The sequence below is a fragment of the Pseudoalteromonas sp. MMG024 genome, assembly GCF_021654175.1.
Taxonomy (GTDB): Bacteria; Pseudomonadota; Gammaproteobacteria; order Enterobacterales; family Alteromonadaceae; genus Pseudoalteromonas.
This window is the reverse complement of sequence record NZ_JAKFZO010000008.1, coordinates 155,428-179,489: the sequence shown is the minus strand read 5'-3', so window position 1 is coordinate 179,489 and position 24,062 is coordinate 155,428. Positions and strand designations below refer to the sequence as shown.

The window sequence follows — 24,062 nt, the reverse complement described above, 5'->3', positions numbered from 1 at the left end:
CAAGGATGAAAGCTACGCTAAAAGGGATATGTCTTGTAGAGTTATTGATTACTGTGTCTATTATTGTAATTCTAGCAAGTATTGCAATTCCAAACTTTGAGATATTAATTGCACAACACCGTATAGAAAACCAAATCACCCGATTATTCAAATCACTTTATCTTGCTCGGCATTATGCAATCTCACATTCTACAAATGTTACATTATGCCCATTAGTTAACAACCGCTGCCAAAAGGACTGGAATAAGCCAATCATGGTGTTTATTGACCAGAATCTTGACCTAACATTAGATTCAGACGAAGCTATATTATTCGAAATTGAAAGTACTTTTCATGAGGATAGTCTAACCTACCCAAGATTAGCTATTACTTATCGCCCCGATGCATCAATAAACTTTATGCAGTCAGGTAGTTTTCTATATTGCAATCCATTATACCCTGAACTAACGGGAAACCGTCTTACCATCAGCCAGGTTGGCAGAATAAGGGTAAGGGACTCTGAAATGTGCGAAAACTAAAACTATATGCACTGTGAGCTAGATCTAACTTAATTAACCCATCCTATTTGATGACATTTTAACGAGATCTATCACAAGTTAGAAAGCGATAATTTAAAGACTTGATAATAATCTCTAAATTTGGTGGATAGTTTAGTTTTTAGTGTATTTTCCCTTTACAATAAAAAAGCCGGAATTGCATTCCGGCTTTTTTATAATGATACAGCTATTTTTCTCTATTTACCCCAACATTTAGAGGAATCAATAGTACCTGTAGCCTGCTTTTGCCCGAGGTCATTAATAGAGAATGAAGTACACTCTTCGTCTTTGGTTGCTGGTGTATCATTTGGAGTTGCTGTCGCAGTAAATGACGAGCCATCTGATACTATCTTTATCGCATACATGCCCTTTTCAGTGGTAGTCGCGACCCGTAAACGTTGTAAGTTGTTCGTATACTCATGGTTATCTGCATAGTGTTGCTCTTGCCTATTAGCAATATCTAATAGAGCAGACATAGCCTCAGCACGAGCGCCTTTGTATACGAATTGACTATACATAGGATATGCAACCGCAGCCAATATACCTATAATTGCTACTGCTATCATCATTTCGATTAAAGTAAATCCGTTCTTTTTCATTATTAATTAACCTTGTTTTCTGATTCTCTATAAATGTAACTTCTTCGAGTTTCGAAACCAGCAAATTCACCTGTTAAATCAATCTCACAATTTGCACCGTTTGCATCACATTTTTGTTTCGGCACTGCACTATCACTAATCGCTTTTGCTTTAATAACACCACTTCCATCACCTGTACCCACGCCAATTAATAAAAACTGAGATTTTCCATCACTATTGTCGTTTACAACAAGCTGAGGTGTTGGTGGAATAGTGTCGCCCGCATCGAATTTAATATTGTTATACACTTTTACACCGTAATGTAGATTAAATGCGTATAAAGCTCCCAAGCCACCCGTAAGTGAACAATTAGAAGTTGATACTCCTGGTGTAAATGTTGGGAAATACGCTACACCACCAATTACCGATGGACTAGCTAAAGCCTTCTCGGTCGCACCTAACTGGTAGTACCAACCTTTGAAACTTGCTAAACGATGTTCTTGCTCTACAAAAGCGTTGTAATCACTCAATAAATTACCAAAAGTATCCGGCGTCATTTTCATAAGATCAGTGAATTGAATTGTATCTGGAGCCCCTGACTTGAATGATTCGGTTAATACATTCTCATCTCGAATCATATAAAGGTGGTTTGAAATATCTTTACCTAAAGGATTCGTTCTGTCCCCGCTACCAACTACAACAGCCTCAAACGGAACTTCTTTACGAGTCACGTTTACTAATTCACCATTTACTGCATATTCAGTAACTTTACTAAAGTAAGTGCGAGATACTTCTGGTTGATAGAAAAATTTACGTTCATTTGACCCGGTGCTAGCAATCGACGCTAATTTAAACACGGACCAAGGTTCACTGCCGAATGGTTCACTGCCAGGTAAATCAAAACGCCAAACATTGCCGCCTACATCCGATGCATATAACCTGTCAACATATCCGTCATAGTCCGAATCAAGGGTAGCGATACTTCCCGTAATACTGTCAGTACCCGGAAAGTTAGTATTTGATATACCATTCCCAGGAATCGAGCTCCATACTAAATCTCCTGTTTCCGCATCGACAAGATAAATACCCGCTCCTACAGACTGCCCAGCACCTTCTTCATAGTATTCATTATCAAAACCCGCGCCAAAGACTAATAATGGCTTATCGGCATAAGAAGAATGATTAACATAAATTACTTTGGGCTCTGACCAAGTCTGTCCTAAACCAGAAAACCCGGTATCAGCATTACTTTTTTTCCATAAAAATGTTGGCAATGAAGGGTTCGTGATGTCTAACGCATAATAACTACTGCCACCTCTGCGCATACCAAAAAATGCCCACACCTTATCACTACCATTCACCATACCGTCGCCATTGCTGTCCTTAAAATGAACAGTTGGTGATAAATCCATACCATAAACCTTACCAATAACCTCATCTTTTAGTTTCGGAATGTTTTTGTACAACTCATTTGGGATGAATGACCACTTTTCGGTAGCTTGCGTATCGCTGTCATCTGAGAACATATGAACATAACCAGCATTCGTACCAAATAAAAGATGGGTAACGGCTTCGCCATTAATGTCATAGTTAATCGCAGCTGGCTTTGAATGTAACGGATCCCCCATTATATGATCTCGTTTTTGCCAATTTCCGCTACTATCTTTAGTACCTGTACTACCTTTACTCCAATTTATAAGCTCTTTTGCGCCTTGCTCATCAACGCCCGCAGCCGTTTTCATCAAACTCACTACATCACTTGAAGAGTCTACGAATGGCTGTAGTTGTTTACCAATATCTGTAAAAACAGCACGGCTATTCGGGGCCTTAATCCATTGATTTAAACCACCACTCATTACATTGCTACCATCTCCCGGCTGACTTGCACCGAAAGTTGTCCAAAATGTTTTTGCGTCTTGTTTAATTGCCCCGTTATTCGCATCAATTGCTGCTGATTTAGTTTGATCGATAATCGACGTACCAGACACTTTCAACTTTTTAATATTACCATTCCACGCTGATGTAGAGTTTGGTAAAAACATCGCATAATAAATCGAGTCTTTTGAACGAGTATTATCACTCTGGCTAGTTGCAACTGAAGGTGATGAAAAGGTACCATTTATTTCTCGAATTGTATTAAAAACTGCTTTTAAGTCTTTGTTTAATTGATTCGCATTTTCTGCTAAAACATAGTCACCATTACCGTACTCTTTGTCAGCAGCTTTCTCTAATATAGCCTTACCGTTATCACTCATACCGGTACCAAAACCAATAGTGAATGTTCTTACCTTCTCTTCAATATCTGCAGTTGACGAATAAACATCGTACTGCGCCATATAGCGAGCTAGATTGGGTAAGTGACTGCCTTTATATTCGCTTGGATAAACATTTTCCTTGGCATAAAGCCAGTTTTTAATCGTCGTGTTAGCACCACTATCGCTTGTTGGGTCACCATCGGTAATAATTACAACAAATGCGTCGTTATAGCAGCGTGGTTGATACTTTCCATCCACTAAATTTGCAAATGGAGAAATATACTTACCGTTACTTTCAATGGTTTTATCGCGCCCATCACGATTTTTCGCATAATTAACTGAACCTCCAGAAAAGTAACGATAGATTTCAGAAACTGTCTCTGTTAAAGGGGTTGACCCTGACGATGGAAAATTGTTGACTTGCGTCTTTAACTTTTCTTTACTTGAACCAATATCAGCAACAATGTAGCCACCAGAACCACTGTAAAAACGAGATAAGCCTAGATCAACACCGTCTAAATTATCGATCAAGCTAGTTATTGCTTCTTTGGCTACTTGTAGTCGGCTTGCAGGGCAAGTGGTAACAGGTGCATCCTCATATCCAACTCGGCATTTATACGGACTTCCGTTACTGTAAAGTTTTTCGACACAATCCATTTCATCTTTATCATATCGATCGTAACACCTTTTACCATCATTTATTGACCACCCCATACTGCCTGATGTGTCAAAAACTAGCATTACTCTGGCATTTTCAGTTTCTTCTAATTGGTTATTTACATATAGTTCAATATCTTCAGCCAAAGCTGAAGGTGTACTAACACATATTAGCCAAGTTGCTAACAAGGTGCTAAGTTTTAAAAAATGATATATATCTTTCATCTTAGTTACCCATCATTTCTTGTTGAATACCGGTATTAATGTTCATTGTATGTCTGTCTTTTTTCCCGTAATTCTGAGTTGAGTTGAGCCTCAAATAATTACATTTGATACCTGACGTTGCAGCAAATTTGGGCGGGCAATCAAGCAAATCTACAACAGGGTTAGTGTTCTCATTCGTCATTACTATAGTTGTGCCGTTAGAGTTAATAACAAACTGCTGGCTAACTGGATAAGCACTACGTTTTATAATAAATCTATTTCCAGCACCACTTTGCAATTCGTTCTTAATCGCTAACTCCGTGTCTCCCTTAGTAAGTGACTCTGCACGGTACGTGTCTTGACTTGCATTTACCATTTTACTATCAAGGGCACTACCACTCATTACCGTAATTGCAATCCCAGATACCATAAGTAACATCAACATTGCTGCTATGAGCACTACGCCTTTCTGAAGCTTAATTTTTAAATTACCCATTTGTCACTTCCTGAATTCATTAGTCTTACAGTTGATGTTAACAATTTCCGACGAAAGTCATCGTTAAAAGTCAAAGTCCTCAAGGTTGCAGGTGTATCACCGCCTAAAACAAACGTCTGTTCTCCCGGTGAGTTACTTGGATTAGGCTCAAACGTTCGAACAAGAAGAAAGATTTGCACCGTTAAGATGGACGACGTACCTTGCTCCCAGTCAGCTTGATTCATATTGTCAACGCTGCGATAAATATCAACGCGAGCGTCGCCATTAGTATCTAAACCAAACAAAAACCGAAGACTTTCAACGCCTTCCATTATTGTTTCAGCTGTCATTCGCCCTCTAGTTAAGCGCATGCGTCGTAGCGTAGGAATAGAAACTGTTTTACCGTTCAAGGTATAGTTTTGATCTTGAATAAAATACACATTATGGAGATATTCCCAGACCTTTTCATTACCAGTAGTTGGAATAACACCGCCAGTTCCATTTACTATTCTTGCAGCTTGAGGGTTAGCGATAAAATACTGTTGGTTTGCAGATGTGGGCTGTCCAGTTGAGTCCTGTCCAACTACGCGTTTCACTTGTAATATATCGCTATCGCCATTTGCTGTACCGATACAGTTCATAGCATCATCAGAGGCGAACAACGAGATAAATTTTCTATTGCTAACGACCGGAAAAGACGCGTTGTTTTGACCTGCGGAACAATCATTTGCAGGCGCTGCCGGTAAGCCACCCAATAATGTATCTGCGTCTGGCGTTAAACTGTAGTTTCCCCAAAAGCCGGACAACTCAATATCTCGCTTCAAAACATCCATGGCCAGTCGGCCTGACTCTTGAAGTTCTCCCAAGTCCATCGTCTCAGATGTTGTGACTTTCATTCCAAGGTAAGTAAACATAACGCCTGCCAGAATAAATGCACCAACAAATAGTGAGATCATCAGCTCTATTAATGTAAAGCCTTTGTTTGATTTTTTTGTAAAACCAAATTTCATCTTTATGCCCTCACGAAAATATAACTATTAACTACAACCATTCGACGATTTGACAAATTGCCACAAACCACACTTGAATTTTCATTTGACTGCTTAATTTCAGCACGTCCCTGCCAAGCAACCACTACTTGAAGGTCCACACTTGTTGGCTGCACCCCCGCCGGCGTTACTTCAGCAGTTGGTGTAATGCAGACGAAACCATTAGCTAACGCACCGGTGTTATCTGCAACCCTAAGTGCTTTTTGCCATTGCAATATATCGTACTGGGCCATTTGATCTGAGGAGCAAACCGCATTCATACAATTTGTATTTCGCAATGCTGTTTGAAAATTAAAATCGACATCATATTGGTTAACCAAATTGACACTATCGTTTGAGCGTATGCGTTCTACAATATCATTCGCTAATGCTAACGCTGCACTGCGTTGATTGGCATCGTAACTTGCTTTTTTTGCACTGCTTTGTAACGCAATTGTGCCCAATAGCCCCACTGTTAATATAATAAAAGCTATAAGTGCCTCTATAAGTGTGAAGCCTTTGTTTGCTTGTTGCCTTGGTAATGAGGAAAAAGGTGACGAGTTTACTCTCATTTTTCATTCATCCTTTAAGCTGAAAATTTTCTAGCTTAATAATCGCTGAACGAAAAATGAAACTCAATTAACAGAGTGTTAACGGTTAAGATTTCAGATAAACGGTAGTTATTGCTGAATTAGCTGTTTAATATATGGCCACTCGCGCCTACTAACTTCTACTTTTTCATTAAAATCTAATAGTTTAAGCCAGTGCTTGTTGTGGTCTTGACCAATTTCGGTCAGGTAGCTTTGATTAACAATTGTGTTGCGGTGCACTCTGACAAAATAAGATTCAAATTCTGATAAGAGTTTTTTTAACGAACCTTCAATTAACACGCTTGTATTTGGCGTAATGACACGCAAGTATTTGTCTTCTGAACGAACGAGTCGAACATCTGATACCAACACACTTTTCTGGATTCCACCTTCGATATATTCAATAGCAGCCTGCTGCTTTAAAGCAGTTTGCGCGCGATGAGAAGTCTTCAAACCATCTATCGCTTTTGCAAGTGCAACTTCATCAATCGGTTTAACTAAATAACCTTGCGGTGCTACGGCAAACGCAGGAAGCGCTTTATCAGGGTAAGCGGTGATAAAAATGATCGCAGGCGGTGGATTAAATTGTTTTAATTTTTCAGCAAGCTCTATTCCTGATAATCCGGGCATTTCAATATCAAGTAATGCTAAATCTGGCACTAAGTCGCTACACGCCAGTAACGCCTGTTCAGCGTTTTCCGCAAGCGACATTATGTGAAAGTCTGGCCTTAATTTTTGCAGTAAACGTGCGATCCGCGCGCGCGCTAACGGTTCGTCATCAACAATCAGTACATTCATTGCTATCTCGGGATCACTAACTTAGTGCGAAAACTATCGCCTTGAACAAAATGAGTCAATTTTGCTCGTTTGCCAAAATACATATGCAGCCGCTCTTTAATATTCTCTACCGCAATACCATTGCTAGGCCTCGATTTAGATGCTTCAGGCAAGTACGGATTATCGACAATGAGCGACACCGAACTATTACTTACTAATAATTGCACTGAAATATGTGATGAATTCACACTTGGCTCAACGCCATGGCAAATCGCATTTTCTAAAAGAGGCTGAATAGTTAACGCAGGTATTTTAAGTACAGGTAATTGCTCTGGAATTTGCCAATCAACCGTTAACCTTTCACCAAAACGCCACGACTCAACCAGCATATATTGTTGGGCTAATAACACATCTTTTTCAAGTAAAATCGCTTCATCGCAATGCATTGCAGCACGGGATAAATCTGCCAGCGCTAAAATGGTTTTTTCAGCATCTTGCGCATCGTGATACACCAGTTCAGCTGCCATATTAAGACTGTTAAACAAAAAGTGTGGTCTGATCCGCGCTTGCAATGAACTTAACTGCGCCTTAGTGGCGACTTGTTCTGAATGGCTGCGCTCCGCATGCATAATGCTAAATTGCGCGTAAAGCATTGCGATTATAAACGCGATAAGCAAATTTCGTGTTAAAAATTCGAGCAGCGAAATTTCATCTAAAATCTCAAATGAATAAACAAAGTAGCTGGTTGCAACTGTAAAACCGCATATAAGGAGAACAAGTACAATAAGTTGCTGCTGATAGCTCGCTTTTTGCAACTGACTTTTAAGCAAATAAATTGACGTTAAACTGGTGAGTGAAACAAAATGAATAAACAGACTAACGGGTGCGAGGGCAAGCCAAGGGTCGCGGTGAATAAGAGGTGAGAAGGTTAAAATAACGGCCAACAGTTGGCCGACAATAATTACTGCTAACAGTGCGCGGTCATTAAGTAAGCTTGCTAATAAATCGCCTTTAATTTGATTCATCGAAATCATTAGCAAGCCTTGTAGTTATCTCAATTCGGCAGGTACCGCAAAGATGATATTTTCTTCTTCACCTGGGTTTTCAATTGCTTCCGTGCCACCCCATGCTTTGAGTTGGTCTACCACTTGTTGCACCAAGACTTCTGGTGCAGATGCTCCTGCGGTTACACCGACACTCGTTACACCCTCAAACCAGACTTGCTCCATTACGCTTGCATCATCAATTAAGTGTGCAGGTGTTCCTACTTTTGCACTTAGCTCACGTAAACGATTTGAGTTAGAGCTGTTTTTAGCGCCAACCACTAATACTAAATCACTCTTGTCGGCTAAATCACGCACCGCATCTTGGCGATTTTGTGTTGCATAGCAAATATCGTCTTTGCGCGGACCATGAATGTTTGGGAATTTTACTCGCAGCGCATCAATCACATCGGCAGTATCATCCACCGACAGTGTTGTTTGGCTACAGTAGAACAAGTTATTCGCATCTTTTACTGAAAGTGTTGCTACATCTTCTGGTGTTTCCACCAAGTAAATACCGCCATCTTCATTGTCGTACTGCCCCATAGTACCTTCTACTTCTGGGTGACCATGGTGACCAATTAACACACATTCTGTGCCTTTTCGGCTAGCGCGTGTTACTTCCATATGCACTTTTGTAACAAGTGGACAGGTTGCATCAAACACTTTAAGCTCGCGGCGTTTAGCCTCTTTGCGTACGGCTTGCGACACACCGTGAGCGCTAAAAATAACAATGTTATCGTCAGGTACTTGGTGCAATTCTTCGACAAAAATTGCACCGCGATCTTTGAGACGATTAACCACATATTTGTTATGCACAACTTCGTGACGCACGTATATAGGCGGCTTAAATAAGTCTAAAGCACGTTCAACAATGCTAATCGCTCTATCAACCCCTGCGCAAAAGCCACGAGGGTTTGCTAACAAAATTTTCATTAATTTCGCACTTCTAAAATTTCAACTTCAAACTCAACCTGTTGTCCCGCTAATGGATGATTAAAATCAACCGTTACAGAGTCACCCGCAACTTCGCGAATTAAACCAGGAAGGTCAGTGCCATCAGGTTGTGTAAACGCGATAATTGCGCCTACTTCAGCCGGTGTATCTGTACCAAATTTACTGCGGTCAACATAGTAAATATTATCTGGGTTTGGCATACCAAACGCATCTTCAGGTGCTAGCTTAAAGCTTTTTTCGTCACCTTGGCATAAACCTAGCAAACACTTTTCAAAATTTGCAGTTAAGCTACCATCACCCATCACTAATTTAGCTGGTTTGTTGTGAACTTTCGTAGAATCGGCAGCTGAGCCATCTTCTAATTTGATTGAAAAGTGAAAAATTACTTCTGAGTTTTCACCAATCTTTAAATCTGTCATTTATCGCTCTCTTTTTGCTCAAAAAACGCATCAAGTAACAGCAACGCTGCGCCAATGCTGATTGCAACATCAGCAATATTAAACACAGGGAAATCATATTGCTGGTAATATACATGTAGAAAGTCTATTACGTATCCATGTACTAAGCGATCAATCAAATTACCAATTGCACCTGCTAACACTAATGCGTACGCACTGCATAGTAATTTGTTAGTTGCTGGTAATTTTTTTAGCCAATAAATCAGCAGTACACTGATCGTCACTGCGATTATACTAAAAAAGTATTTTTGCCATCCACCTGCTTCGCTTAGGAAGCTAAATGCAGCACCATAGTTGTGCACATAAGTGAAGTTAAACACTGGCAGAATATCAATTGTTTGGTAGAGAGACATTTCTGTGCTCACTACCCATTTAGTAATCTGGTCTAGTGCCAGCAAAATGATGCTGAGCACTAACCAAATTAGACCACTACGTCCTTTTAACACACTTTTCCCCTATGCAAATTGACGAACTTCACCTTCGCCATCTACGTTGGTTACACAGCGGCCACAAATATCTTTGTGTTCTTCATGAGTGCCTACATCATCACAGTAATGCCAACAACGCTCACACTTTTCTGCTGATGTTGCTGCTACCGAAATAAACAAACCGTCAATTTCGCTTGCAACCGCATCTGCTGGACGGTTATCTTTATTTTCAACAGCAGCTTTTGAGGTAAGCAATACGAAGCGTAACTCATCGCCAAGCGCATTCAGTTGCGCTTCAAGCTCAGTTCCCACATACAAGGTAACTTCTGCTTGCAATGTTGCGCCGATTTTCTCTTCTTTACGTGCAGCTTCAAGTACTTTGTTTACCTCAGCGCGCACTTCTAAGAGTTGCTGCCAGAAAGCGTTATCTAGCTTAGCAGAATCAGCTTTTACCAGACCTTGGTACCATTCGCCTGTAAATACAAATTCATCACGCTTACCTGGTAGTACTTGCCAAATTTCTTGCGCTGTGAAGCTCATAATTGGTGCCATCCAGCGTGTCATTGCTTCAGCAATATGGTAAAGCGCTGTTTGACATGAACGACGTGCAACACTGTCAGCCTTTGCTGTGTACTGACGGTCTTTAATTACATCTAAGTAGAATGAACCAAGTTCAACGGTACAAAAGTTCATTAGCTTTTGTGTTACTACCAGCATTTGATATTCATCGTATGCTGCAACTAACTCGTCTTGTAATACAGCAGCACGGTCTACGATCCAACGGTCAAGGGCAACCATTTCATCTGCTGCAACCATATCTGTTTCTGGATTAAAACCATTTAGGTTCGCTAATAAGTAACGTGCAGTGTTACGAATACGGCGGTAACGGTCTGCAGAGCGTTTAAAGATTTCGTCCGAAACTGTCATCTCTGCTGTGTAATCAGTAGAAGCCACCCATAAACGCAGGATATCTGCACCCATTTTGTTCATGATATCTTGCGGCGAAATTACGTTACCCAGTGACTTCGACATCTTGCGACCATTTTGGTCAACCGTAAAACCATGTGTAAGCACTTGCTTATATGGAGCGTGACCATTAATCGCAACTGATGTCATCATTGACGACATAAACCAACCACGGTGTTGGTCAGAACCTTCAAGATATAAATCAGCAGGGCCTGTTAGTTCTTCACGTGCATCGACAACACATGCGTGTGTTACACCTGAATCAAACCAAACATCTAACGTGTCTTGTACTTTTACGTATTGCGCTGCATCTTCAGCACTTAGTAACTCAGTTACTTCTAAGTCATACCAAGCTTGAATACCCTTTTCTTCTACCTTTGCAGCAACTTGCTCGATAAGCTCGGCAGTATTCGGGTGTAGACTACCAGTATCTTTATCAACAAATAGTGCAATTGGCACACCCCACGTGCGCTGACGTGAAATACACCAATCTGGGCGGCCTTCAACCATGTTCGCAATGCGGCTTTCGCCCCACTCTGGTAGCCACTGAGTCTTTTTAATTTCGCTTAATGAATCTTGACGTAAATTCGCCTGATCCATACTTACGAACCACTGCGGTGTTGCACGGAAAATAATTGGCGTTTTATGGCGCCAACAATGCGGATAACTGTGATTAAGCGCATGATGATGCATTAATGCGCCTTTCTCAGTTAATACGTCAATTACGCTCGCATTCGCTTTAAATACATGTTGGCCTGCAAATAGTTCAGTATCAGGTAAATACACACCATTGGCACCCACTGGGTTAGCTACTTCTAAGTTATATTGCTGACCCACAACAAAGTCTTCTTGACCGTGACCCGGTGCAGTATGAACCGCGCCCGTACCAGAATCAGTCGTAACGTGCTCACCTAAAATCACAGGAACAGTGAAATCGTAGAATGGGTGATTTGTTTGCAATAATTCAAGGTCTGAACCTTGGCAATAACCAAGTGCATGGAACTTATCCACGCCGTAACGATCCATTGCATCTTTTACTAAGTCAGATGCTAATACTAAACGCTGCTTACCTTGTTCAGTTTCAATTTGAACTAAGCTGTACTCAAGACCTTCATGCACTGCAACCGCACGGTTAGCAGGCAGTGTCCAAGGTGTTGTAGTCCAAATAACAATGCTGATATCGCCTTCGCCTTCATGACCATCCGCTAAGTTAAACTTAGAGATAAGTGCTGCTTGATCAGCAAAGGTGAACTTAACATCAATTGCAGGCGATTGCTTGTCTTGGTACTCAACTTCAGCTTCAGCGAGTGCTGAACCACAATCTGTACACCAATGAACTGGCTTAGAACCTTTATGAAGGTGACCGTTTTTAATAATACGGCCTAATACGCGAATCGCGTTTGCTTCAAAGTCGAAGTTCATTGTTAAATAAGGCTTGTCCCAATCACCGAATACGCCAAGGCGTTTAAAGTCTGCCTTTTGCCCTTCAACTTGCTTTTTAGCGTAGTCGCGGCACTTTTCGCGGAATTCGGCAACAGACACTTTTTTACCTGGCTTGCCTACTTTCTTTTCTACTTGTAGCTCAATTGGTAGACCGTGGCAGTCCCAACCTGGAACATACGGTGCATCAAAGCCTGAAAGCGTCTTAGACTTAATAATAATGTCTTTAAGAATTTTATTTACAGAGTGACCTAGGTGAATATTGCCATTCGCATACGGAGGGCCGTCGTGCAAAATGAAAGATTTTTTGCCTTTCTTAGCGGTGCGAATTTGACCATATAAGTCTTTCTCGTACCAAGATTTAAGCATTTGTGGTTCGCGTTGTGCTAAGTTACCACGCATTGGAAACTCAGTTTCCGGCAAATTTAAGGTATGTTTGTAGTCGCTCATTTAATTCTACTTTCCGTATCGGCTACTAAATTAAATCAAAATAGGCTTTTGCTTCGTCAACATCACGCGAAATTTGCGCTGTTAACTGGGCAAAGCTATCAAACTTTATTTCATCTCGAAGTTTATGCACAGGTGCGACTTCGATAATCTGACCATAAAGGTCACAATTAAAATCAAAAAGGTGCGCTTCTAAAAGGGTGCGCTTGCCGTTAAATGTTGGCTTAGTGCCAATATTAGCAACCCCGTAATAAATCTTATTCGCTACTGTGACTTGTACACAGTACACACCACTTAACGGACTAACTTGTCGTTTAAGCGGAATATTTGCCGTCGGAAAGCCTAGTTCTCGACCCTTCTTCCAGCCATGTACCACTTTACCAATAACACTGTAAGTTCGGCCTAACATTTCATTTGCCAGATGAATATCACCTTGGCTTAGTGCTAAGCGAATTGCAGTACTACTCACGCGACAATCTTTTTGACGCAAGCTTGCGGTACTTTTTACATTAAAGCCATGCGTTGCACCGCTTATTTGTAACATTTGATAATTGCCACTGCGACCTTTACCAAATCGAAAATCATCGCCCACAGTTAACGCTGCTACGCCAAGTTTTTCAACCAGCACGTGCTCAACAAATTCGTCAGCAGATTGATTCGCAAATTTCTCGTTAAATTTTATGCAAATAACACGTTCCACCCCTAATTGAGACAATAACGCTAGCTTGTCTCGTAAACGTGTTAAACGTGCTGGTGCATCACTTTTTCTAAAATACTCTTGTGGCTGAGGTTCAAATATCATTACCGTACTGGGTAATTGATATTGTTTTGCATCTTGAATTAGCCCTTTGATAACCGCTTGGTGACCTAAATGCACACCATCGAAATTACCAATGGTTAATACACAGCCTTTATGTTTTGGCCTTATATTGTGTATACCGCGGATTAACTCCATTACGTACTAGCAAACCTCAAAAAAAGTGAATTAAAATTTAAGCGCCCGATTATAGACTTTTTTTACTCGATTATCAGTTAATATTTTTTATTTGTCTGAATCGCACACCCATGAGCACAAGCAATAAAAAATAAACAACTACTGCGACCACGATAAATCCACTTAACAAAGCTACTTGTTGCATAAAGCCTTGCTGCTGCCATGGGAAATAGTGCTGCAATTGATAAACAGCTAAAAACATTAAAATACTGGCGATTAAACACTTAACGAAAAACCACACGGTGCTTTTCGACACCCCATAAACGCCCTGTTTGTGCAAAAAATAATAGAGTAAAATTGCATTACAGGTAGCGGAAAGCGATGTTGCCAGCGCTAAACCTAAATATCCAAACATTGGTGCTAGTATTAAATTAAATACCATATTTAATACCATTGCGGCTACGCCAATTTTGGCTGGTGTTTTGGTATTTTGTTTCGCGTAAAAAGCGGGTGCTAATACCTTAATCAACATAAAGCTTAACAGGCCAAACGCATACGCAGTCACACCCATTGCCACCTTTTCAACATGATTGCCGCTGGCCATAAATTCCCCATGACCAAACAACACATTAATAATCAAAGGCGCTAACACAATTAAACCAAAACAGGCGGGAATACCAAGCCAAACAACAAAACGTACGCCCCAATCGACCGTGGCTTGGAACTGCTTAGGATCATCATTGACATGTAGCTTAGACAAGGTAGGCAAAATAACTGTCGCAATACCAATACCAAACAAACCAAGTGGAAATTCAATTAACCGGTCAGAATAATAAAGCCAAGCAACTGAGCCGGTAACTAAAAACGACGCAATCACTGTATCTAACAACAAGTTGATTTGGCTTACCGAAACACCAAACATTGCAGGTAACATTAACGTGCGCACTTTCTTTACATTTTTATCGCGCCACGCAAATGTAGGTTTTACCAGCACATTATTTTTTCGTAAAAATGGCAGTTGAAACAAAAGCTGTACTAGGCCACCGATAAACACACCAAGTGCCATAGCAAATGCACCAAACTCAAATTTATCGTGAAAATAATATGCGCAACCAATAATAGAGATATTTAATAAAACAGGTGTAAAAGCGGCAACCGAAAACTGATTGTAGACATTGAGTACTGCGCCAGATAACGCTACAAGACTAACAAAAAACAAATAAGGAAAGGTTAATTTAAGCATTTGGCTGAATAGTTCGTACTTAAACCCTTCGACACCGCCAGTAACATATTCATTGTACCAACCCGGTGCAAATATCGCGGCAACCACACCTGATCCTAACACCCCCAGAATTGTGACAATTAATAACACCGTACCGAGGGTGCCTGCTGCTTGAGCTACAAATACGCGTACTCCGTTGTCGCCGTCTTTTTCTTTTACTTCAGTTAATACGGGTACAAACGCTTGTGCAAACGCCCCTTCGGCAAAGAGGCGACGTAAAAAATTGGGGATTTTATTGGCAAATAAAAAAATATCAGCAGCAGCTCCTGCGCCGAGTAAATGAGCCGTAACCGCATCGCGCACCAATCCTAAAATACGGGAAATAAAGGTCATTAAACTCACAACCATTCCCGAACGAAATAGGCCTTTTGCCACTGCTCCCCCTACGCTTTAATAACTGACAATAAAATTAAGTTGCTCAGTATGCCACAAACTGCTTATGTGGTGACACACGCGTATGCAGTTTATAACGATAAATTATCTTGTGAAGTACTAGTATTGCTAAGTGCTTATTTGATATACTCCCGCCACTTGTTCGGTTGAGGCAAGCCAGTACAGCAATTAAGCTAAACTAAAGTACAAAAGTCATTGACTTTTGCTCTTAATGTTGGCATATTCCTCGGCCTTTAAATTAAGCTTATTTTAAGATTGTTAGGAGCAAACCTTGGCTAACATCAAGTCTGCAAAAAAACGTGCTATTACGAGCGAAAAGCGTCGTCAGCACAACGCAAGCCGTCGTTCAATGATGCGTACTTTCTTCAAGAAAGTAGTTGCTGAAATCGAAGCGGGTAACAAAGAAGGCGCGCAAGCAGCTTTCGAAAAAGTAGTTCCAGTTTTAGACCGTTACGCAACTAAAGGTCTAATTCACAAGAACAAAGCAGCTCGTCACAAGAGCCGTCTTGCTGCAAAAATTAAAGCACTTTAATTAGTACTTTATTTTGCAAATAAAAAAACCGGTTAACACCGGTTTTTTTATGCCTAAAATTTGTATCTCAACTAAATTGCCAGCTCAGGCAGTAGCTTCTTCAAAATACCTGCAATCTTTTTTGGTGAAAACGGCTTTACCACAAACCCTTTTGCACCACGCTCAATCGCGTCCTTGACGTTTTCAACCGTTGAGTGTGCCGAAACCATAACCACATTTGCCTCGGGTGAAATCTCATTGATTGATTTGATCAATTCTTTACCATCACCATCTGGCAATTCAATATCTAAAAAAATCACGTCGTATTGATGGTTTTTAATCTGTTCCAAACACGCTTGTGCAGTTGATGCTTCGTCTATGTTTGCTAAACCAAAGTGAATCAGTGTCTGGTGAAGAAAGTTTCTCACTGTCCCTACGTCATCAACTATTAAAATAGCGTGCTCACCACTCATAAATCGTCCCGTATTTATTAATGAATTATAATGTTAAACTTATATACTTATAATTCAGATCACAAATTAATGACACTATTGTCAAACGAAATTATACATATGTCTATTAAAATTAAGCGCCAGTCGCTGATGGGCGACTCGGCCAGCAAAAAAAAAGTTAAACAAAGAGCCACAAAAAAACAACCAGCTCAAAGCCCTTCGCAGGCTGAAATTCAAGCCGCTCAAAAACAAGTAGCAGCTAAGGTAGAAGCTAGGCCAAAAAAAGGCTTATGGTTAAGTTTAGCCTTTATTGCCCTCGCCGCTTTAATTATTCCCAAACCACAATTAATCTCGTACCAAAAGCTTAATGTGGTAGGTACAAGTATCTATTGGCCTGGTTTTTTAGGTCTATCAGCAACCATTTTTGATTCCGACCTCACTCTTGCAGGCGAAATAGACCAAGGAAAGATCTTTTTATGCGATAACATTAATCAAAATGTAGGTTGTCATAAATATCAAGTAGTTAAGCAAGAAGGTTTTATTTCTGTGATCTTGAGCTTTTTTTCGGATTAGTTTTTTTTATTCTAAAATTGTAGATTTTCTCGTTTGAAGAAAAGCTGGAATGCTCCGATAATTCGCGCCACTTAGTATTATCGGAGGCACCAAAGTGGAAAACTTAATTTTTTTATCAACAAACCTAACAATTGTCGCTTTATGTATTGGTGCATTTTTTATTAATAATACTAAGGTTATCAAGCTATTTGCCGCAATTTCATTAGTTGCTCTTTTTGTTATGCAAAGTATGAATACTGCGCCACAGCAGCATTTGTCAAATATCACGCTTATTCTGATTAATGCGTTTTATCTATTTAAAGTTTATACCCAGTATCAACTAGAACAGAATTAAGCATAGCGATACAATAGTGACATGATTTCCTAACCATTTGGGGCCATATCATGTCACATTCCGATTCTGACCTTTTTTTACAGCAAATGGCTGATGTAACGCCACTAAAACAAGACGCTGTTTCAACCCCAACCTCTAACGCCAAGAACGCGCTAAGTAATTTCTACAAGCAACAAAGTTCAAAGCAAATAAGCTTGTTAAATGATGCATTAAGTAGTGCAACTGTTGAATACGTTGAACCCGACGATTACATTAGCTACAAATCTTCTGGCCTTCAGGCTGGCGTATTTAAAAATTTGCGACTTGCCAAATATGATATCGATGGAAAAATTGAGCTTCAAGGCCACTCCATCAAAGAAGCACAGGATAAGTTAATACAAGAGTTGTCGGACTGTCATCGCCGCAACATACGTGTTGTGCTTATTAAACACGGTGTTGGCAAAGAAAATAGCGAACAACCAGCTAAATTAAAAAGCCATGTAAATGCGTGGCTTGTGCATTTCCCGTTTGTACTTGGTTTTCACACAGCACAAACTCACCACGGTGGCTACGGCGCAGTTTACGTACTGTTGAGTAAAAACGAACAAGCGAAGCTTGCAAACAAAGAAATTCACGCAAAAAAATAAGGCTCTATTGAGCCTTATTCTGCATTTGTTACTACTGTATTTTGGTTTACGGCTTCATCAGCCTGAGTGAACCAAGCACTCACTCCTAAAAAAGCAACCAATAAAGCGACTGAGCTTAATTTGATCCCTTTTGCCATTGCGCGGTGCATAACTCCCCCAATAATTTTGTTTTTTATTATTGTTTTAGTACATAAACTGTACTGGAGAATCATTCTAAACAATTTACAAATTTTAACAACCCATTAAAATGCTGGTTTTACAACCAGTAGTTTAATAACCTAAGCCACAGTCTACGGTGTTCATAAGCGCTTGCCCCGCTTTTAATCTCAAATAGTTATCACACAACTGACGTGTCACCGTATCAACATTGCTAAGCGCCGAGCAATGAGGGGTAATAGTTATTGCGCTATGCTGCCAAAATGCATGCGTTTGCGGCAAGGGTTCAATGCTAAACACATCCAAAATTGCATGCGCTACCTGACCTGAATCGAGATTCGCTAAGAGGCTTTGCTCATCGATTATATCGCCTCGTGCAACATTAATAATCACAACGCCTTTTTTGGTTTTTGATAAAAATGCATGATCAATCATATTGTGGGTACTTTTAGTTGAGGGCAATAAGCACACAATATAGTCGGCATCACTTATCGCTCGAGTTAAATCATCTTGCGCATAACTAGTAATACCCTCTAGTGATTTAGCGGTGCGCGACCAAACACTGACATCAAAGCCATTTAGTTGCAGTAAATTTGCGCTTGCAGTACCTAACTGCCCTGCGCCAAGAACTGTTACTTTATTGCCCATTCTTGCGCGTTTTGGCTTCCATAGTTTTTCTTGTTGCTGCTTAACGTATAATTCGATTCGATGTTGATACGCTAAAATATGCGTAAGTACGTAACGGCTCATATCACTCGCTAAGTTATCATCAACAATACGGGTAATTGGCACATTGGGTAAACCATCGTATTGCAATAAACTGTCTACGCCCGCACCAAACGATGCAATCGCCTTACAATTAACAAACGGTGCCAACGATCCTTTCGGTGGTTGCCATGCAACAATGTATTCAACCGCGAGTGCATCACTCACTTCTGGCCACACCTGAATTTTAACGTCAGGCAATACACCGTGAAATTTTTCGATGAGTTTATCGAGTTTACGGTTGGGGATTACTAATAAAATACTCATAAACGAACTCTAGGCAGTCAAAAACTTAATCTAAATCAAATTCTAATGTGGATAGACCGTATTTGACTATCAAAACTTGATCTAGAACAGCTTTTAATTTTTCTAGCTACCGATAATAGCCACATCAAAACAAAAGATGATTCGGGAGATTATCGATGAAAAAATTACTAACTACAGCATTACTAACTTCAGGTTTAATCGCAGCACCAGCAATGGCAAAACTAAGCGTTAACGTAGGTGCAATCAACGTAAACCCTGACAGCGGTACAAGCTACTTAAATGAAATCCCAACTGCAGGCGTTTCAGTAGACAGCAACACTCAGCTAGGTATTACATTTGACTACGCAATTAATGATAACTGGGTAGTAGAGTTAGTAGCAGCAACACCATTTAGCCACGATATTTCTGGTGAAGGTAAAATTGGTGATTTAGCTATCGGCGGCGCAAGCATCGGTTCAACTAAACACTTACCACCATCACTGTTTGCACAATACCACTTCGGTAGCGCTGGTGACAAATTCCGTGCATTCGTAGGTGCTGGTGTTAACTACACTATCTTCTTTGACAGCGAAGCGGGTGCAGACCTAAAAGCAGTATTAGGTACTGATGATGTAAAACTTGAGCTATCAAACTCATTTGGCTTAGCAGGTCAAGTAGGTGCAAACTACATGATCAATGAAAAATGGGGTATTCACGCAATGGCTTCTTACATCGACATCGATACAGATGCTGAAGTATTTGCAGGTGGCAACAAGGTATTAACGTCAGACGTTGCAATCGACCCATTTGTATTTATGTTAGGTGCTAAATACAAGTTCTAATTATAAAAAATCCGGCAATTGCCGGATTTTTTAATATCTTTTAAAAGCTGCTCAAAAGCAGCTTTTAACGAAAAAGACTTATAGGTCGCCTTCGTTTTCAGAAAGGAATGCAGCAACGCCAGCTGGGCTTGCGTCCATACCTTTTTTACCTTCTTCCCAACCAGCAGGACATACTTCACCGTGCTCTGAGTGGAATGCTAGTGCGTCAACCATGCGAAGCATTTCGTCGATGTTACGACCTAGTGGTAAGTCGTTAACTACTTGGTGACGTACGTTACCTTCTTCATCGATAAGGAAAGAACCACGGAAAGCAACGCCAGCTTCTGGGTGCTCAACATCGTATGCTTGACAGATTTCGTGTTTAACGTCAGCAACTAGTGCGTATTTAACTGGACCAATACCGCCTTCGTTAACTGGCGTGTTACGCCATGCGTTGTGTGAGAATTGTGAATCGATAGAAACACCGATTACTTCTACGCCACGCTTTTGGAATTCTTCAAAACGCTTGTCGAAAGCGATTAGCTCTGAAGGACATACGAATGTAAAGTCTAATGGGTAAAAGAAAACAACTGCTTTTTTACCTTTGATTGCTTCGTGTAAGTTGTAGCTATCTACGATTTCGCCGTTACCTAAAACTGCTGCAGCTGTAAAGTCTGGTGCCTTGCGGCCTACTAATACGCCCATTATTTTCTCCAATTATTTATAATGAAATATCCAGTTTTGATGATTTATCATCATCTCTGGCAATAAATATAATGCCAAAATAAAAAAAACCAAGAGGGCTTGGCTTTTATTTTTATACTGCAGAAAGTTTAACGAATCGATGTAGTTAAAGATAATCAATTAAAACGATAAGGCCGTTCGATAAAAACGATTATAATACAAATCACACAATTGTGTGTTCTAGGTTATCAATCATTGTTGTTTTTACACGACGTTTCTCTTACGGTAGGTAGGAAGTGTCACCTACCTTGCTATGTCAGCAATAAAAACAAAAAAGCCAGCAATTGTGCTGGTTTTCGTTGGATAAGCGCGCAGTTAATTACGCATCTTGCTCCATAATATCTTCAGGCATAGTTTCTCTAATTTCTTGCCATAATGCGCCTGACTCTAAACCATATTTACGCACTAAGAAAATAGACTCATCAAATTTGTCTTGCTCTGCTAGTGCTTTTAATTCTGCGAAAAACTTAAGCGCTAACTTACGCGTGCGCTCATCGGCAAAGTAATGACGTGCAATGCGTGCGTAAAAGCCTTTAAAACCATTTAACGTCAATACATAAATTGGGTTACCACAAGCAAATGCAAGTTCGTGGTGCATGCGGTAGTCATAATCTGCAAACGCTTCGGCAGTGTCAGCTAAATCATCAGCACGGGACAAGGTTTCGATTACTCTATCTGGATTTGTTTTAATCGCTGAACGCGTATAAATAGCACTGATATTGGTACGCGCTGAAAGCAACTGGTCAATTAGCTCGGGTACTTTCGTTGAGTCTAATTTAGCAAGCGTCTCTAAAATATTAAGACCCGACGTTTCCCAATAATTATTAACGCGTGTTGGTTTACCGTGTTGAATAGTCAACCAGCCGTCTCGCGCCAAACGCTGTAGCACTTCACGTAAAGTTGTACGTGTCACACCAATAAGCTCTGAAAGCTCTCGCTCTGCTGGTAAAATTGAACCTGGCGCAAATTCGCCGTTCCAAATCGATTCAACTATGTATTCCTCAGCAAATCCCGCAGGGCTTTTGGCTTTAAAAATTCTCATGAAGTGTCCAGTCGTTCTTTTAATGCTTTTTTAATCAAACTGATTGTACCAGATGCGATTGTTTGCACAAGCAAATAAATGCATAAGATAAAATAGTCTGTAAACTGTTTTTACCAAAGCTCTGTTAATGTTTGTAACGCATTTCACAATCTAAAAATCACACAAACCTTGGTATTTACGCCGTTTTACAAAATTCCAACGAAAATTCGTGCGAAGCAGTGGCGTTTTTTTTATAGTGTGCCCCATTATTAACGAATTTTTAGTAACGCCTATGTTTTCAAAACTTGCTCATTGGCCGGAACAACGCTTACCTTGGCTTCTATTAGCAGGCATCGCACTTGTCTTAGAAAGTGCTGCACTTTTCTTCCAATATGCAATGGATTTAGGGCCATGCGTAATGTGCATTTATCAACGTACCGCAATGCTGGGGCTATTGTTTGCAGGTATTACAGGTGCTATTAAACCGCAAAATGTCTTTGTTCGTGTTATCGGGTTTTCGCTTTGGGCTATTTCGGCAATTTGGGGTTACTTAATTGCTGCCGAACATATCGCTATGCAAAATAATACCGATCCATTTGCTTTTGCAGGTTGTGCGTTTGAGCCAAATTTTCCTGAGTTTTTACCACTGCATCAATGGATGCCATGGTTTTTTGAAGTCACCGGTGATTGCGGAAATATCAGCTGGCAATTTCTTGGCTTGAGTATGCCTGGTTGGATGCAAGTGATCTTTGCGATTGCCAGTGCGGTATTGTTTGTTGTGTTAATTACGCGTTTGCTTTTCGCTAAAAAGATTTAATATGTATTTCTCAACAAAAAACATTCCTGAATTAGATGGTTTATCAGTTCGACAACGACAAGAAGTTATTCACTTAGCCGTTGCGAACTTGCCAGCCAGTAAAAAGATAACACTCAATGTAGTAAAAATTGCGTGTTTAACACCGATATTTTTACTGTTAGCAAATATCGAATCTTGGTGGCTGCTTTTATACTTACTAATAGTGGGTTTGTGCTATCCACTTATTACTACACCACTTACACTAATGTTTATTAAGCCGCTGCTTAAAGAGACGCGAGCTGAGTTCGAAAACAACAATAAATAAAGGGGCAATCGCCCCTTTTTTATTTAAAACGTTACTCTGCCTTTTAGCTTGGCGATTGACCTTTCACCAAACCCCTTAATGTCATTCAATTCTTCAAAGGATTTTATTTTTCCATTCTGCTCACGATAGTTGATAATTCTGAGTGCTCGTGATTCGCCAATGCCAGGCAAGGTTGCCAACTCTTCTGCATTCGCAGTGTTTACATTTACGAGCTCTACTTTAACAACTTCTTCAACGTTGCTCTTTGTCGGCTTTGTCGCTTGTGACTCTGCGTTCACAGAAAAAGTGATTGAAGTAATACCTAATAAGAATGCGCCAAGTACTGGCAGTGAAAGTAATTTCATTACGCGCTCCTTTGCGTTGAGGTTCAAACCATTTGAACGTTTGTGAGAGATATAAAGCGTTTGCCTTACACTTTTAGGTATAGGCCAAAAATTCTTATTGTCAAAACCCTTCCGCCTAAAGCGATGAGTGATATAATTTTGGAAGAATTAAGAAGGGTACATTATGATCTCTAAAAACCAGCTAAAACAATTACGTGCGTTATCTCAAAAAAAGCAACGTAAGTTACAAAATTTATTTTTAGTGCAAGGTGAAAAAAACGTACTCGAATTACTCAATAGCAATTTAGTTATTGAACAGCTTTTTGCAACCCAAATTTTTTGCGAAAAGCACGCATCACAATTAACTGGCCTTAACATTATCACTTGTGAAGAAGAAGAGCTTGCAAAGGCAAGTACCCTAGTTAGTAATAATGCCGCCATTGCGATTGTTGAAACGCCAAAACAAAGTGAGCCAAATAGCCAAGGTATTTCCATTGTACTTGATGGCATTGCCGACCCAGGCAATTTAGGCACCATTATTCGCGTAGCCGACTGGTATGGCATTAATGAACTGATTTTAAGCCCCGACTGTGCAGACCCGTACAACCCAAAAGTAATCAGCGCGACGATGGGCAGCTTTACCCGCGTCAACATTATTCAAACTGAATTAACTGACTATTTTAGTAAGCAAACTCGCCCTGTTTACGGCGCCTACTTGGGTGGTGAAAACATTCACGCAACCCAGTTTGAAAGCGATTTAATCTTAGTGATGGGCAGCGAATCACATGGCATTCGCGAACATATTGCCAGTGCGATTAGCAAAAAAGTAACCATTCCTGCGTTTGGTCAGGCTGAATCACTCAACGTTGCTATGGCTAGCGGCATTATTCTCGATAACATTAAACGCTGCCAAGGATAAAC

28 protein-coding genes are annotated in these 24,062 nt (G+C 40.3%); 9 read left to right on the top strand and 19 right to left on the bottom strand.

The annotated features are described in order from the left end of the window. Positions 1-5: 5 nt before the first annotated feature. On the top strand, positions 6-518 hold the full coding sequence (locus tag L1068_RS09855) for a GspH/FimT family pseudopilin (RefSeq protein WP_237130109.1): 513 nt from the start codon (positions 6-8) through the stop codon (positions 516-518). A 215-nt stretch (positions 519-733) separates the two neighbouring features. On the opposite strand, the gene L1068_RS09850 is transcribed toward L1068_RS09855, so the two are convergent. The 13 genes from L1068_RS09850 to murJ form a co-directional block, all read right to left on the bottom strand. Further along, a complete protein-coding gene (locus L1068_RS09850) occupies positions 734-1,135 on the bottom strand; it encodes a type IV pilin protein (protein WP_275419476.1) in 402 nt (133 codons plus the stop codon). A gap of 2 nt (positions 1,136-1,137) precedes the next feature. After that, positions 1,138-4,251: a PilC/PilY family type IV pilus protein gene (locus L1068_RS09840; protein ID WP_237130108.1), complete on the bottom strand. Its 3,114-nt coding sequence runs from the start codon at positions 4,249-4,251 to the stop codon at positions 1,138-1,140. A 1-nt stretch (position 4,252) separates the two neighbouring features. Beyond that, on the bottom strand, positions 4,253-4,726 hold the full coding sequence (locus L1068_RS09835; protein ID WP_237130107.1) for a pilus assembly protein PilX: 474 nt from the start codon (positions 4,724-4,726) through the stop codon (positions 4,253-4,255). Beyond that, positions 4,714-5,715 carry a PilW family protein gene (locus tag L1068_RS09830; RefSeq protein WP_237130106.1) on the bottom strand — a complete coding sequence of 334 codons (1,002 nt, stop codon included), beginning with the start codon at positions 5,713-5,715 and terminating at the stop codon, positions 4,714-4,716. Before L1068_RS09830 ends, L1068_RS09835 begins: the two co-directional genes overlap by 13 nt. Before the next feature lie 2 nt (positions 5,716-5,717). Beyond that, positions 5,718-6,305 (bottom strand): type IV pilus modification protein PilV, encoded by a 588-nt coding sequence (gene pilV / locus L1068_RS09825; RefSeq protein ID WP_237130105.1) that lies wholly within the window; start codon positions 6,303-6,305, stop codon positions 5,718-5,720. A 108-nt stretch (positions 6,306-6,413) separates the two neighbouring features. Further along, positions 6,414-7,121 carry a LytTR family DNA-binding domain-containing protein gene (locus L1068_RS09820; protein WP_237130104.1) on the bottom strand — a complete coding sequence of 236 codons (708 nt, stop codon included), beginning with the start codon at positions 7,119-7,121 and terminating at the stop codon, positions 6,414-6,416. A 2-nt stretch (positions 7,122-7,123) separates the two neighbouring features. Then, positions 7,124-8,134: a histidine kinase gene (locus tag L1068_RS09815; protein WP_237130103.1), complete on the bottom strand. Its 1,011-nt coding sequence runs from the start codon at positions 8,132-8,134 to the stop codon at positions 7,124-7,126. A 15-nt stretch (positions 8,135-8,149) separates the two neighbouring features. After that, entirely contained in the window at positions 8,150-9,079 is a 930-nt protein-coding gene (gene ispH / locus L1068_RS09810; RefSeq protein ID WP_237130102.1) for a 4-hydroxy-3-methylbut-2-enyl diphosphate reductase, read from the bottom strand. Next, positions 9,079-9,519, bottom strand: coding sequence for an FKBP-type peptidyl-prolyl cis-trans isomerase (gene fkpB, locus L1068_RS09805; RefSeq protein ID WP_237130101.1), 441 nt, complete (start codon positions 9,517-9,519; stop codon positions 9,079-9,081). The genes ispH and fkpB overlap by 1 nt, the downstream gene beginning before the upstream one ends. Further along, the gene (lspA, locus tag L1068_RS09800; RefSeq protein WP_237130100.1) at positions 9,516-10,004 is read right to left on the bottom strand and encodes a signal peptidase II; all 489 of its coding nucleotides are present in this window, start codon (positions 10,002-10,004) and stop codon (positions 9,516-9,518) included. Before lspA ends, fkpB begins: the two co-directional genes overlap by 4 nt. A gap of 9 nt (positions 10,005-10,013) precedes the next feature. Further along, positions 10,014-12,842, bottom strand: coding sequence for an isoleucine--tRNA ligase (gene ileS, locus L1068_RS09795; protein ID WP_237130099.1), 2,829 nt, complete (start codon positions 12,840-12,842; stop codon positions 10,014-10,016). Positions 12,843-12,867: 25 nt separating this feature from the next. Then, the gene (gene ribF, locus L1068_RS09790) at positions 12,868-13,794 is read right to left on the bottom strand and encodes a bifunctional riboflavin kinase/FAD synthetase (RefSeq protein ID WP_237130098.1); all 927 of its coding nucleotides are present in this window, start codon (positions 13,792-13,794) and stop codon (positions 12,868-12,870) included. Between the two features lie 73 nt (positions 13,795-13,867). Then, positions 13,868-15,430, bottom strand: coding sequence for a murein biosynthesis integral membrane protein MurJ (murJ, locus tag L1068_RS09785; protein ID WP_237130097.1), 1,563 nt, complete (start codon positions 15,428-15,430; stop codon positions 13,868-13,870). Between the two features lie 289 nt (positions 15,431-15,719). Between murJ and rpsT the strand changes: the two genes are divergently transcribed. Then, positions 15,720-15,980 (top strand): 30S ribosomal protein S20, encoded by a 261-nt coding sequence (rpsT, locus tag L1068_RS09780; RefSeq protein WP_010560657.1) that lies wholly within the window; start codon positions 15,720-15,722, stop codon positions 15,978-15,980. A gap of 71 nt (positions 15,981-16,051) precedes the next feature. On the opposite strand, the gene L1068_RS09775 is transcribed toward rpsT, so the two are convergent. Further along, positions 16,052-16,432 (bottom strand): response regulator, encoded by a 381-nt coding sequence (locus L1068_RS09775; RefSeq protein WP_010560658.1) that lies wholly within the window; start codon positions 16,430-16,432, stop codon positions 16,052-16,054. 99 nt (positions 16,433-16,531) lie between these two features. On the opposite strand from L1068_RS09775, the gene L1068_RS09770 reads away from it, so the two are divergent. The 3 genes from L1068_RS09770 (at position 16,532) to smrA (ending at position 17,944) form a co-directional block, all read left to right on the top strand. Next, the gene (locus L1068_RS09770) at positions 16,532-16,984 is read left to right on the top strand and encodes a hypothetical protein (RefSeq protein ID WP_237130096.1); all 453 of its coding nucleotides are present in this window, start codon (positions 16,532-16,534) and stop codon (positions 16,982-16,984) included. Between the two features lie 94 nt (positions 16,985-17,078). Beyond that, positions 17,079-17,318, top strand: coding sequence for a hypothetical protein (locus L1068_RS09765; RefSeq protein ID WP_237130095.1), 240 nt, complete (start codon positions 17,079-17,081; stop codon positions 17,316-17,318). Positions 17,319-17,368: 50 nt separating this feature from the next. Beyond that, positions 17,369-17,944, top strand: coding sequence for a DNA endonuclease SmrA (smrA, locus tag L1068_RS09760; protein ID WP_054978488.1), 576 nt, complete (start codon positions 17,369-17,371; stop codon positions 17,942-17,944). Positions 17,945-17,958: 14 nt separating this feature from the next. Here the strand turns inward: smrA and L1068_RS22055 are convergent, their stop codons facing one another. Together L1068_RS22055 and L1068_RS09755 are read right to left on the bottom strand one after the other, a co-directional pair. Next, on the bottom strand, positions 17,959-18,093 hold the full coding sequence (locus L1068_RS22055; protein ID WP_267890920.1) for a hypothetical protein: 135 nt from the start codon (positions 18,091-18,093) through the stop codon (positions 17,959-17,961). Between the two features lie 121 nt (positions 18,094-18,214). Then, a complete protein-coding gene (locus tag L1068_RS09755) occupies positions 18,215-19,132 on the bottom strand; it encodes a glyoxylate/hydroxypyruvate reductase A (RefSeq protein ID WP_237130094.1) in 918 nt (305 codons plus the stop codon). 155 nt (positions 19,133-19,287) lie between these two features. Here L1068_RS09755 and L1068_RS09750 point away from each other — a divergent pair, with 155 nt between their 5' ends. Further along, positions 19,288-19,953, top strand: coding sequence for an OmpW family outer membrane protein (locus tag L1068_RS09750; protein ID WP_010560663.1), 666 nt, complete (start codon positions 19,288-19,290; stop codon positions 19,951-19,953). 78 nt (positions 19,954-20,031) lie between these two features. On the opposite strand, the gene L1068_RS09745 is transcribed toward L1068_RS09750, so the two are convergent. Together L1068_RS09745 and fadR are read right to left on the bottom strand one after the other, a co-directional pair. Beyond that, positions 20,032-20,637 carry a peroxiredoxin C gene (locus L1068_RS09745; RefSeq protein WP_010560664.1) on the bottom strand — a complete coding sequence of 202 codons (606 nt, stop codon included), beginning with the start codon at positions 20,635-20,637 and terminating at the stop codon, positions 20,032-20,034. Positions 20,638-20,995: 358 nt separating this feature from the next. After that, on the bottom strand, positions 20,996-21,718 hold the full coding sequence (gene fadR / locus L1068_RS09740; RefSeq protein WP_237130093.1) for a fatty acid metabolism transcriptional regulator FadR: 723 nt from the start codon (positions 21,716-21,718) through the stop codon (positions 20,996-20,998). Positions 21,719-21,989: 271 nt separating this feature from the next. On the opposite strand from fadR, the gene dsbB reads away from it, so the two are divergent. Beyond that, complete coding sequence (gene dsbB, locus L1068_RS09735; RefSeq protein ID WP_237130092.1) at positions 21,990-22,514, top strand: disulfide bond formation protein DsbB; 525 nt, start codon at positions 21,990-21,992, stop codon at positions 22,512-22,514. A 1-nt stretch (position 22,515) separates the two neighbouring features. Continuing rightward, the gene (locus L1068_RS09730) at positions 22,516-22,818 is read left to right on the top strand and encodes a DUF6170 family protein (RefSeq protein WP_237130091.1); all 303 of its coding nucleotides are present in this window, start codon (positions 22,516-22,518) and stop codon (positions 22,816-22,818) included. A 23-nt stretch (positions 22,819-22,841) separates the two neighbouring features. Here L1068_RS09730 and L1068_RS09725 read toward each other — a convergent pair whose 3' ends face one another. Next, entirely contained in the window at positions 22,842-23,162 is a 321-nt protein-coding gene (locus L1068_RS09725) for a helix-hairpin-helix domain-containing protein (RefSeq protein ID WP_237130090.1), read from the bottom strand. Between the two features lie 163 nt (positions 23,163-23,325). Between L1068_RS09725 and L1068_RS09720 the strand changes: the two genes are divergently transcribed. Continuing rightward, positions 23,326-24,060: an RNA methyltransferase gene (locus L1068_RS09720; protein ID WP_237130089.1), complete on the top strand. Its 735-nt coding sequence runs from the start codon at positions 23,326-23,328 to the stop codon at positions 24,058-24,060. Positions 24,061-24,062 lie beyond the last annotated feature (2 nt).

Coding starts and splice junctions, on each gene's coding strand:
- L1068_RS09855 (WP_237130109.1), top strand. CDS start 6: ATGAAAGCTACGCTAAAAGGGATATGTCTTGTAGAGTTATTGATTACT.
- L1068_RS09850 (WP_275419476.1), bottom strand. CDS start 1,135: ATGAAAAAGAACGGATTTACTTTAATCGAAATGATGATAGCAGTAGCA.
- L1068_RS09840 (WP_237130108.1), bottom strand. CDS start 4,251: ATGAAAGATATATATCATTTTTTAAAACTTAGCACCTTGTTAGCAACT.
- L1068_RS09835 (WP_237130107.1), bottom strand. CDS start 4,726: ATGGGTAATTTAAAAATTAAGCTTCAGAAAGGCGTAGTGCTCATAGCA.
- L1068_RS09830 (WP_237130106.1), bottom strand. CDS start 5,715: ATGAAATTTGGTTTTACAAAAAAATCAAACAAAGGCTTTACATTAATA.
- pilV (WP_237130105.1), bottom strand. CDS start 6,305: ATGAGAGTAAACTCGTCACCTTTTTCCTCATTACCAAGGCAACAAGCA.
- L1068_RS09820 (WP_237130104.1), bottom strand. CDS start 7,121: ATGAATGTACTGATTGTTGATGACGAACCGTTAGCGCGCGCGCGGATC.
- L1068_RS09815 (WP_237130103.1), bottom strand. CDS start 8,134: ATGATTTCGATGAATCAAATTAAAGGCGATTTATTAGCAAGCTTACTT.
- ispH (WP_237130102.1), bottom strand. CDS start 9,079: ATGAAAATTTTGTTAGCAAACCCTCGTGGCTTTTGCGCAGGGGTTGAT.
- fkpB (WP_237130101.1), bottom strand. CDS start 9,519: ATGACAGATTTAAAGATTGGTGAAAACTCAGAAGTAATTTTTCACTTT.
- ileS (WP_237130099.1), bottom strand. CDS start 12,842: ATGAGCGACTACAAACATACCTTAAATTTGCCGGAAACTGAGTTTCCA.
- ribF (WP_237130098.1), bottom strand. CDS start 13,794: ATGGAGTTAATCCGCGGTATACACAATATAAGGCCAAAACATAAAGGC.
- L1068_RS09775 (WP_010560658.1), bottom strand. CDS start 16,432: ATGAGTGGTGAGCACGCTATTTTAATAGTTGATGACGTAGGGACAGTG.
- L1068_RS09770 (WP_237130096.1), top strand. CDS start 16,532: ATGTCTATTAAAATTAAGCGCCAGTCGCTGATGGGCGACTCGGCCAGC.
- smrA (WP_054978488.1), top strand. CDS start 17,369: ATGTCACATTCCGATTCTGACCTTTTTTTACAGCAAATGGCTGATGTA.
- L1068_RS22055 (WP_267890920.1), bottom strand. CDS start 18,093: ATGCACCGCGCAATGGCAAAAGGGATCAAATTAAGCTCAGTCGCTTTA.
- L1068_RS09755 (WP_237130094.1), bottom strand. CDS start 19,132: ATGAGTATTTTATTAGTAATCCCCAACCGTAAACTCGATAAACTCATC.
- L1068_RS09750 (WP_010560663.1), top strand. CDS start 19,288: ATGAAAAAATTACTAACTACAGCATTACTAACTTCAGGTTTAATCGCA.
- L1068_RS09745 (WP_010560664.1), bottom strand. CDS start 20,637: ATGGGCGTATTAGTAGGCCGCAAGGCACCAGACTTTACAGCTGCAGCA.
- fadR (WP_237130093.1), bottom strand. CDS start 21,718: ATGAGAATTTTTAAAGCCAAAAGCCCTGCGGGATTTGCTGAGGAATAC.
- dsbB (WP_237130092.1), top strand. CDS start 21,990: ATGTTTTCAAAACTTGCTCATTGGCCGGAACAACGCTTACCTTGGCTT.
- L1068_RS09730 (WP_237130091.1), top strand. CDS start 22,516: ATGTATTTCTCAACAAAAAACATTCCTGAATTAGATGGTTTATCAGTT.
- L1068_RS09725 (WP_237130090.1), bottom strand. CDS start 23,162: ATGAAATTACTTTCACTGCCAGTACTTGGCGCATTCTTATTAGGTATT.
- L1068_RS09720 (WP_237130089.1), top strand. CDS start 23,326: ATGATCTCTAAAAACCAGCTAAAACAATTACGTGCGTTATCTCAAAAA.